At 37.2% G+C, this 10,017-nt stretch carries 9 protein-coding genes; 4 read left to right on the forward strand and 5 right to left on the reverse strand.

Annotated features, from left to right (window positions below):
• The first annotated feature begins 2 nt into the window (after positions 1 to 2).
• Together CH362_RS12125 and CH362_RS12130 are read left to right on the forward strand one after the other, a co-directional pair.
• Positions 3 to 1,223 (forward strand): PP2C family protein-serine/threonine phosphatase, encoded by a 1,221-nt coding sequence (locus CH362_RS12125; RefSeq protein ID WP_244280567.1) that lies wholly within the window; start codon positions 3 to 5, stop codon positions 1,221 to 1,223.
• 50 nt (positions 1,224 to 1,273) lie between these two features.
• Entirely contained in the window at positions 1,274 to 2,722 is a 1,449-nt protein-coding gene (locus CH362_RS12130; RefSeq protein WP_100710590.1) for a peptidase C69 family protein, read from the forward strand.
• Here the strand turns inward: CH362_RS12130 and CH362_RS12135 are convergent.
• Positions 2,682 to 3,392 (reverse strand): TerC family protein, encoded by a 711-nt coding sequence (locus tag CH362_RS12135; RefSeq protein ID WP_100710591.1) that lies wholly within the window; start codon positions 3,390 to 3,392, stop codon positions 2,682 to 2,684. The genes CH362_RS12130 and CH362_RS12135 overlap by 41 nt on opposite strands.
• A 76-nt stretch (positions 3,393 to 3,468) precedes the next feature.
• Between CH362_RS12135 and CH362_RS12140 the strand changes: the two genes are divergently transcribed.
• Positions 3,469 to 4,032, forward strand: a complete 564-nt coding sequence (locus CH362_RS12140; RefSeq protein WP_100710592.1) for a SelL-related redox protein — start codon at positions 3,469 to 3,471, stop codon at positions 4,030 to 4,032.
• A 13-nt stretch (positions 4,033 to 4,045) separates the two neighbouring features.
• Here CH362_RS12140 and CH362_RS12145 read toward each other — a convergent pair whose 3' ends face one another.
• Together CH362_RS12145 and CH362_RS12150 are read right to left on the reverse strand one after the other, a co-directional pair.
• The gene (locus CH362_RS12145; RefSeq protein WP_100710593.1) at positions 4,046 to 4,444 is read right to left on the reverse strand and encodes a hypothetical protein; all 399 of its coding nucleotides are present in this window, start codon (positions 4,442 to 4,444) and stop codon (positions 4,046 to 4,048) included.
• 177 nt (positions 4,445 to 4,621) lie between these two features.
• Positions 4,622 to 6,061: a glycosyltransferase family 39 protein gene (locus CH362_RS12150; protein ID WP_244280568.1), complete on the reverse strand. Its 1,440-nt coding sequence runs from the start codon at positions 6,059 to 6,061 to the stop codon at positions 4,622 to 4,624.
• A 280-nt stretch (positions 6,062 to 6,341) separates the two neighbouring features.
• Between CH362_RS12150 and CH362_RS12155 the strand changes: the two genes are divergently transcribed.
• The gene (locus tag CH362_RS12155) at positions 6,342 to 7,178 is read left to right on the forward strand and encodes an RNA polymerase subunit sigma-70 (RefSeq protein WP_100710595.1); all 837 of its coding nucleotides are present in this window, start codon (positions 6,342 to 6,344) and stop codon (positions 7,176 to 7,178) included.
• A gap of 3 nt (positions 7,179 to 7,181) precedes the next feature.
• Here the strand turns inward: CH362_RS12155 and CH362_RS12160 are convergent, their stop codons facing one another.
• Both CH362_RS12160 and CH362_RS12165 read right to left on the reverse strand, forming a co-directional pair.
• Complete coding sequence (locus CH362_RS12160; protein ID WP_100710596.1) at positions 7,182 to 8,192, reverse strand: patatin-like phospholipase family protein; 1,011 nt, start codon at positions 8,190 to 8,192, stop codon at positions 7,182 to 7,184.
• 292 nt (positions 8,193 to 8,484) lie between these two features.
• On the reverse strand, positions 8,485 to 9,573 hold the full coding sequence (locus CH362_RS12165; RefSeq protein ID WP_100710597.1) for a methyltransferase domain-containing protein: 1,089 nt from the start codon (positions 9,571 to 9,573) through the stop codon (positions 8,485 to 8,487).
• Positions 9,574 to 10,017 lie beyond the last annotated feature (444 nt).

Below are 10,017 nucleotides of genomic sequence, written 5' to 3' on the forward strand. Positions count from 1 at the left end.
CGATGTCCCTTTTTCTTTTTTTCGCGGGATTTGGTTTATTGTTAGGCGACCCTGCTTCTGAGGGCCTCTTAGATCCAAGATGGATAAGAGTCGTTCATGTTACATTAATTTGTATCTCTATATTCTTAAGTTTTAAATTCGAAAATTTTAAAAAATACAGCGAGTTGGTTTTATTATTCCATTTCGCGGTGATGAGTATTCATTCATTTTATCTTTTGTATGTGAATGGTTTATATCTGGGTTATTTATTCGGGTTGATACTCGTTGTATTTAGCACCGGTGTTTCTATTAATAATCGCAGGGTCCTTATTCCGGTCCTTCTACTATTCATAGCGGTTGCATTCTTTGTTGGGATACATGTAAAAAATCCTAAGATAGATGTTGGGATGTATTATTTCGGCCTAATCTCCTCAGGTGTTTTGTCTGTACTTGTGATCGGTTTTAGAATGAGAACATTCGAAACTTTATTAGAAGCAGATGTGCAGATGGAAAAATTCCAGGTCAATATAGAAGAAGAATTGGAGATCGCTCAGAAAACCCAAAAGAGCCTGGTAGATCTTGAATTTCCGGAGGCTGGGAGCTTTAGGATCTATTCTTATTTTAAACCTTTGGAAAGTGTTGGTGGGGATTTGATCAAAACAAATCTGGGCAAAGAGGGGGTGCTTGACTTTTTCTTTGCGGATGCTGCAGGCCACGGAGTTTCTGCGGCAATGGTTTCAGCTATGGCGGTAATGGCCTTTAAGACTATTGCTCCAGTTGCGGAAAGTCCGTCTAAAGGTTTAACTCTGATCCATGAGTCTTTGATGACCATGATCGGTGGATTTTTTATCACTGCAGTTTATATGAGACTCGATCAAGAGAAAAAAAGTCTGACCTATTCTTATGCGGGACATCATCCTGCAGTTTTAATTAAGTCAGATGGTTCTGTCCAAGAATTAACTGGGAAGGGTACTGTGTTACTTGCTCTTCCTAAACTATTCAATCGAGATTATGAAATTATACTAGAACCTGGTGATAGGGTCGTACTTTTCTCTGATGGAATGTTCGAGTTTTATACGGAAGAAAATGAATTTTTCGGTAATGAAGCATTCTTAGATCTGATCCGAGATTATACATCTCTTTCCGGAAGAGTATTTTTGGATTCTTTGGGAGAAGCTGTTCTAGGACTACATTCTTCTCCGCCTAAAGATGATATGACTATGCTACTTTTGGAAGTTCTCTAAACTAAAAAAACATCTTGCTCTTCTCGTGAGAAGAGTTAGTATCACTGCCCATGTGTGATACTTTTGTAGCCACTCCAGATTCCACTTCTTCTGGAAAAATGATCTTCGGAAAAAATTCAGATAGAGAGCCGAATGAACCTCAATGTCTCGTTAGATATCCTGAAAGAATTTCTAAGGAAAGCCAACAAAGACTTACATTTATAGATGTTCCAAGTTCTAAAAAATCCAGAGAGGTTTTGATCTCTCGTCCTCTTCATATGTGGGGAGCAGAGATGGGAGCAAATTCAAAAGGTGTTGTAATTGGGAACGAGGCAGTATTCACCAAACTTAAGATCGAAAAGAAGAATGATGGTCTTACTGGAATGGATCTTTTACGACTCGGATTAGAACGTTCCGATACGGCTGCAGAAGCAAGAGATCTTATCATAGAATATTTAGAAAGATTTGGCCAAGATGCATGTGGTGGTTATTCAAATCGGAACTTCTTCTATCATAATAGTTTTATAATCGCTGATCCTAAAGAAGCATATGTTCTGGAAACTGCAGATAGATATTGGGCTTGGAAGAAGATCAAGGGTTTTTACGCAATTTCGAATGGTCTCACTTTAGAGTCCGATTATGATGGACTTCATTCACATGCAATCGATTTTGCAAGAGCGAAAGGTTGGTTGAAGAAGGGACAAACTTTCTCCTTTAAAGAAGCATTCTCTGATTCTTTATTCACTAGTTTCAGTAAATGTAAAGTTCGAAGAGAGATTGTTACCGGCGGAGGAAAATTTTTCGGCTCCAAGCTAGGTGTTCAGCAAGCAATGCAGATCCTGAGGTTAGAAGGTAAAGAAAAGGGAAGTGTTCCTCTTTCTATCAGCCAAGGAGGTTTTCCTTCTAAGAGTATAGGATATTCTCCTCGCAAGGCGGGTATGGGATCTGTTTGTCTTCATGCGGGAGGTCCTTTGTCTCCTAACCAAACAACTTCTTCCTTTGTAGCGGAATTGGATACGAATCCTGCATACTCTCAATTTTGGGCGACTGGATGTTCTATTCCTTCTTTATCCGTTTTTATTCCATTCTCCATTCCAGGAAAAACTTTCTTAGAAGGAAATGTTGTCCAACCAGGAGCAAGTCCGGATTCTTCTCTTTGGTGGAATCATGAAATTTTATACAGGCTTTGCCTAAAAAACTATGATAAGGCAGTTTCTATTTTTAGTGCGGAGCTAAAGGAGAAGCAGGAAAAATATATTCAAAAAGTAGAATATACACTTGGCCTAAGCAGAAATTTTTCATTGGATCCGATCACCAAAGAAGCCTCGGAAGAAGTCGATAAACTTTACAGAAAGTGGAGAAATCAAGTATTAGAACTTGCAGTGAACGGAAATATTCTTCCGAATATCTGGTCTTCTCCACTTTATAATCTGAGCTGGGCGATTTGGAATCGAAAAGCGAGGATCAATTCCAGAGTTCTTAAGGGGATTGATTTGCCTTACGAACCCGCATATTTATGAATTCCACCAAAAGTGAGAACGCCATAGAGAAATAAATATATCCTTTCGGAATATGGAAATGTAAACCATCTGCGAATAACATCACTCCAATCATGATCAGAAAGGAAAGCGCCAAAATTTTCATGGTTGGATGTTCGTTTATAAAATCGCTTACCTTGCCCGAAAAAATTAGCATGATCACAAGTGAAATGACTACTGCAAGTACCATTATCATCAGATTTCCAGAAAGTCCCACCGCAGTGATGATAGAATCTACTGAAAAAATAATATCTAAAATGATAATCTGTACAATCACATTCAGAAAAGAAGGAGAAGATTCGGCTCCCAGATCCGTTTCACCTTCTTCCATTTTATGATGGATCTCACTTGTACTTTTTGCGATTAGGAAAAGTCCTCCACCTAGCATGATGAGGTCTCTTCCTGTTACTGTAAAATTTCCCACTTGAAAAAGTCCGTTTGTAAGGCTTGCAAGCCAACTTACGGTAAATAATAAGCCTATCCTAAAACCTAATGCCGCTAAGAGGCCGATTGTTCGGCCGCTTGCCTGTTGTTCTTTCGGAAGTTTACCAACTACTATGGAAAGAAATACAATATTATCAATTCCTAGAACGATTTCCATTGCTGTAAGGGTCAGAAGAGAAACGATAAGGTCTACAAGATGCAAATCCATTGTAGAAAGAAATTCGTCTAATGACTAGAAAAGCAATCGATTTCCTTTCCGGTATCGTAGAAGATTTGAAAGAGAGATGAAATTCCTACCGAAAGAAATTTTGGAATCCCAGGTCCAAGGAAGAAATTTAACCGGCCTAAGTTTCGGGGACAATCTTCCTCAAAAACCTAGTTTGGTCGTTTTTCTGCGTCACCTTGGTTGTATATTTTGCAGAGAAACTGTGGAAGACCTTCGTGTTTTCAGTTCAGAAATGGCCGCATTCCCTCCCATTTTATTTGTATATCCTGAGTCGGTGAGAGATGGAGAAGATTTTTTTTCCAGATTCTGGCCGGAAGCAAAAGCTATCTCGAATCCAAGCGCTTCCTTTTATGAACAGATCAATGTGCAAGAAGGCAATTTAATAGAATTAGCAGGTCCAGAAGTTTGGGTAAGTGCAGTACGCGCACTTGCAAAAGGAAATTTTTACGGAGTCCAAGGAAGACATTTGCTTAGAATGCCTGGTGTGTTTTTAGTTTTGAAAGATAGAATTTTATGGTCTCATTCTTATCGTCATATTGGAGACGAACCGGACTGGAGCAAAATTCCTGGATGTACTCCTTTACCTACGGATGAATACGATCCAGGGATTTTGCCAGCGTAAGTTGATGTAAAACCTAACTCCTAGGTCCGCCTCCAGGTGGAGGAGGCGGAAGTGCCGCCTTACAAGAAGCAGATAACTTGTTTTCATTTTCTCTCATACATTTCATATGAGCATGTCCTCGTTCTACGTTCTTGCAATATTTCTCCTCATCTGCAGCACAAGCTGATCTGAATTTTTCAAAACGAGATAGCATTTCGTTTATATGGTTTTTGCAAGACTCTGATAGTTTGGACATATATTCTTTCAAACAACGATCGGACTCATGGCCGTATCTGGAATCCTTACAATAAGTTTGTCTTTCTGTTTTACATGGATCTTCTCCTGGAGGTCCTCCAGGCCCACCGCTTGGTTGTGCGAATGCTGTTCCAGTTAAGATTAAGGCTAATGCAGAATGTAAGATTAGTTTTTTCATAATATTTATCTCTTGCGGGAGTTTATTCGTTCCTTTGTTTTATTTAAAGGTGGGACCTCCCTAATTTAGAAATTGGTTCCTGAGATAAATAAGTTACCGAAAATCTATTTCATGGTAGATTAAAGATTATTTGATCCTTCTATATTTATCAGGAACGTTTCTAAAAGAATTTGGTTTTTAGATTTTTTTCTTTAGGAGAGCAAAGCCTGCGTCATAGAAAACTTCTTCTTTTACAGTTTCGTAGCCAGAGAATATACAATGTTTTGCAGGGTTTTTCGAAAAGTTTTCTTTCAGATGACCCCAAATATAAATGATATAAGATCCTTGGGGTTTATCCTTACTGTCGAATTGAGTATTTGCCGCACATTTTTCGATTTTTTCATCCGGCAAATAATGAGATTGAAGATCTGGATGAATAGACACGAAAGAATATTGGGATTTATCTTTAGCTTCCAGATCTTTTTTTGTGTTTAAAGCTTCTATAGAAGCGCTTCTATAATCTTCTTTTTTAAGATTTTTCTTTGTATATTTCTTAAAGTCGTATAGTTGTACAGCACTTGCGCAAATTAATAGAATGTAGAAAAACTTCTTATATTTTTCATTCAATTCTGAACTTAAGGATATTAAAATAATATAAGCAGCAGAGATTATAATCGTATTTCGTTCATTGATCATCGGAAGATTTGCAAAAATCTGCAATGAGAACAAGATCACAAAATATAAAAATATTATTGAAAAAAGAAATAAGTAAGAAGAGTTCTTTTTGAAATAGATAAATTCCCGTATTGTTAAGAATAATAATATAGGAAAATAAATAATAAATCCTCTTCCAAAGAAAGAAAACATAGAGATAAATGGGAAAAAGAATCCAGCAGGAGGAATATGACCCATTGGTTTTAACTTGGTGCTTTCAGCAATGCTATATAAGATCCAAGGAATATACGAAATTAAAATAAGAGATCCGGCTAAAAACCAGAAAATAATTTTGCGTTTATCTTTTTGAAAAACATTATATATAAAAGATATAATGATAATAGATCCGGACCATAATAGTCCAAGATAATGCGTCCAAGCCCCTAATAAAAGTATTAAGAATAAAGATATCGCAATTGGGCTTAGGCTTTTCTTTTCTTCTCTATCATAAATGATAGTAAGTAATATTCCTAAAGCTCCTAAGGAAGCCATTATACAATAGGAACGAGTTTCTTGGCTATACCATAAAAGAATAGAACAGGCCGCTAAACTTGCTGCCAGAGAAAGAGATATTAGTTTATCTTTTTTGATTTTGTAATAATACAGGGCGGATACAGCAGAAATGGATAGAATATTGAAAATTGCAGATAATGATCGGACTGCAAAATCGGAATCTCCAAAAATTCTAATCCAATAATATAAAAGAACTTGGTAGCCTGGCGGGTGAACATCACCCTTGATACCGTTTACGAGTTCAGATAGGGAAGATGCATTACTGCTATGGATCGTAGAGAATAATTCATCAAACCATAAACTTTGATCGGCTATTCCATAAAATCTAAGATAAAAACCGTATGCAGTCAGAAATAAGAAAATAGAGGTTATTAATTTTTCCGAAAAAAATACATCTAAAACTCGTTTCATTTTCTGGGATAATTCTGACATAGAATTTGCAGGATGAGTCGATTTTATCTTTGAGTCAAACGAATTGTTTATCGGTGATCCTTAATTGATGATCTAAGTTTGGAATTATGCGCGATCACTGAGGACTCTTCCACCGGAGGGTTTATTGCCAGCCAACAGTAGGGATCGCAAATTAAAAAAATACAGAAAAGTTCGTCTTAGCTCCCAATTTAGGTTCTAAGGCGAACGGTTCCATTTTTATATTTGTAGAAGATCGGATCTTCTTTTCTGAAATCCGATCATGGAAAAATACTCCGAAAAAGACAAAAGACTTATCTCTTCCGTAGAATTTTATTATAGAGAAGGGAACTCCGAAAATTTTCTGAAAGAAGCATGGATCTGGGCCTGGACACTCGCCAAAGGAAGATATCGTTTGGATGAAGATTCTTGTTCAGAAATCGTTTTAAAACTGGTTTTGGACGCAGAAGAAGTATTACATTTATACAAGGAGAGAGGATATACTAATTTCCCTGCATTTTTCACGACATATACTAAAAATTTAATATGGAACCAGAGAAGGAAAGAGATCCGTCTCAACCGAAGTGAAATTATATCAGATGGATTCGAAAGATTTTATGATCCAAGATCTGAATTCACGAGAGAGATACTGAATCAAACCCGGGAAACTTCTTATTTGGTTCAAAACATTCTATCCGAAATGGATCCAATTGTTTCTCTTATCCTCAAATTAAAACATAGGATCCCTCTAAATTTGAAAGAATCCAGATTATTCCATTCTAAACTTAAAGAGAAAAAGTTAAAACTCAGGGATTATTATACAAAGGATATAGAAGAAGAAAGAAAATCCTGGCTAAGAAAAAAAGAACTAAACGAAAAACTTTCCAGGCTTTACCAAAACATGCAGATCCATCATTTCGAAAATTTAGAAAGATGGAAAATGTCCCGAAAACAGTTACTCGAAGTCTGTGGTGCAGTAACCGAAGAAAAAAGTTTCAAAAAGATTGGCTGGTATTTGGGACTCAGCGAACATTCTGTCCGAAAATCGTATTATTTTGCAATCTCGGAATTAAGAAGAAAAGAAGATCTAAAAAAGATCAGATTTTCAGAAGCGGCTTAAAGATCAGCTTTTGCCTTCTTCAGGACGGATCGTAGGAAGCCAAAGTTTTCTCAAAAGTTTAGATTTGTTTTTGAGTCCTGAAATTTCTGCGATCATGTTTGCGACCAATCTTTGTCCGGCTTCCATACCTTTGGTAACGGAACGATTTAAAAGTTTGGCACTCGTGGTGACCATACTCAACTCTGATTCGTCCGGAGAAATTACTCTGATCTTCACACCTTTAGGTGGAGAATGAATGATATTAACTGCACGATTGTACATAGTATGATGCACTTTGGTGATCATATGAGAAAGTTTTTTGTTAGAAGGATAAGAAAGCCAACCTTGGAAACCAGGGATAGGATCCGAAAATTCATCCTCAGGACTATTTAATACAACAGTAATATCCTTATATCCAGCTTGGATGACTGATTCAACAGGGATTGGATCAGAGATCCCTCCATCTCCATAATATTGCCCACCCAATTTCCATTTTCCTCTGGTAGCGATAGGCAAAGAAGTCGCTGCTTTCAACAAATTTAAAACATTAGAAGCGGTCGCTTTAACATATTCTGCTCTTGCTTTTGCAAGATTCGTGACCACCACATAAAAAGGAGAAGTTTCTTTTTTCTCCAAATATTCAGAAGGAAGCCTATACTTTGTTCCGAACAAATAGTCTATTAGATATTCTTGATCTAGAAAAGTTTTGCCTCGGAAAGGATTCAAAAAAGAGATCAATTGGCTACCAGTAAGTTCTTTTCTCCAAATATCCAGGATTTTCAAACCATGAGCATGATCTGTCTCATAACCAGTAGTATAATAAGCAGCAGCGCAAGAACCGGAAGAAACTCCCAAAATTAAATCGAAATATGTAGAAGGCACCGCCTGGTTAATTGCATACAAGGCACCGCCCGCAAAGGAACCTTTCATTCCTCCACCAGCAACTACCAATGCCCTTGCACCTTTTTTGGCCTTGGGCAAACCAATCATCATTCCGGATTGTTCCGATTCTCCAGGAGAAAAATACGAACTCATCTAAAGATAAAGTTTTCGACCCTTCTCCATTTGCAAGAAACTTGAACTTCCAAATCCCAAATTCGATTTCCTTTTTCTTCCCAAAAATAGACTTTTTTGCAACATTCCGCAGCGACACCCGTAGGGAGTGAGGAAACGACCGCATTAGCGAGTCGGTGACATCGCAGATGTCAAACTGGGCGGCTCCTGCGGACCGTGCTGCTTCGACTTCGCGCAGCCGCGCTCATCCCGGCAAGACCGGGACTAAAGGTCTGCGCATCACTGCCGCGGATTTACACTTTAGTGTTATTCATTAGCAGCAAGCTCCACCGATCTCTGAAGTTTCTTTTATAGACGATTCTCTCGCAGTAATTGTTAAGGAAGCAGGGCTTGGTCCACAATCAAATAGTCCGTAATGTACAGAAGTATCTCCAATAATCTTGAAAAATTTTCCGAATCTGGATTTGGATAACATGGCGGCCGTATTTCCGCAGACAAGCATTGGTAATCCTTTTTTCAAAATATGATGATCATCTAATAGAAATTCATGAGGGTGGTCCGGGATTGTACCTAGATAAAACGCTACTTGTCCGTAATCCTCACATTTATCTTCTAAATCTAATTTGAAAATCCTATAGGTAACGGAATAAAAATCGATCATTCCAACTTTAGATTCGATTTCTTCATTCTTAAGAGCGATCTTGCTAGTAGAAATTACTCTGAAATCATATATTCCCAAATCAAAAATTAATCTTCTAAAATCCTCGGTGTATAAGGCTCCACCCAAACATTCTCCTAATAAAACAGGATCTGTTTTTAGTTCGTTTGGTATCCTTCTGCTGGAAAATACATCGCTAAAATAAAGTTCTCCACCTGGTTTTAATACTCTCAAGATTTCTTTAAAAACTTTTGGTTTATCCGGAGATAAATTAATCACACAATTTGAAATTACTAGATCTATGGATTCGGATTCTATGCCTAAACTTTCTAAGTCTTCGATAAAGCCCTGTTTGAATTCTATATTCGGTTTAGAGTATCCAAATTTTTCAGTATGATAATCTATAAAATTTTTCGCTATAGAAATCTGTTCTTCGGTCATATCTACTCCGATCACTTTTCCCTCTGGACCTACTAAGTGAGAGAGTAGATAAGAATCTCTTCCGCTTCCACAGCCAAGATCCAATACTGTTAAACCTTTCAGATTAGGAGGAAAAGGGGAGCCACATCCGTAAAATTTTTCTTTTACATCCTCATGGACTAGTGATAAGACCGGCTGAAGATTTTTGGGAAGAGAGTCTGTGGAACAGCAAGCTCCAGTTTTTAGATCTGAACTGGATTTTAGGATTTTTCCGTAATAGTTTTGAACAGAGTCAAGGGTAGAAGAGTGTATTGTAGATTCCATGTAGATCTTTTTATTTGAACCAAGTGTTGCGCTGCAAGGGAATGCTGGATCGATTCAGAATAAGTAGATATAAATGGAAAATATTTTATATAGAAGATCATTGCTTTGATCATTCCCCATACTATATTATAAAATCAGAATTTTAATTAAGATTGAACGGGATTATCTTTTATTCTTCAATAAATTGTTTCTGATTTTCTAATATACTATTTCAGATCACAAATATTTCTCTTCTCCACTTTCGTTATGAACTAGGTTTCTTTAGGATTTTTTTCTACTTTCCCCCTAAAATTTGAGAATCTTTCAGAAAACACTGGGGAATTTTCTCAAATTTTCTTTCGAAAATCTTCTCAATAAATACAAAAGAGATTTGACCGGTTGGGCGACGTAATTAATATGGTCTTTACGCCTGAAGGATATCGCCCGGGAGGGAAAGAGCCTGAG

It is taken from the genome of Leptospira saintgironsiae (assembly GCF_002811765.1).
Taxonomy (GTDB): domain Bacteria; phylum Spirochaetota; class Leptospiria; order Leptospirales; family Leptospiraceae; genus Leptospira_B; species Leptospira_B saintgironsiae.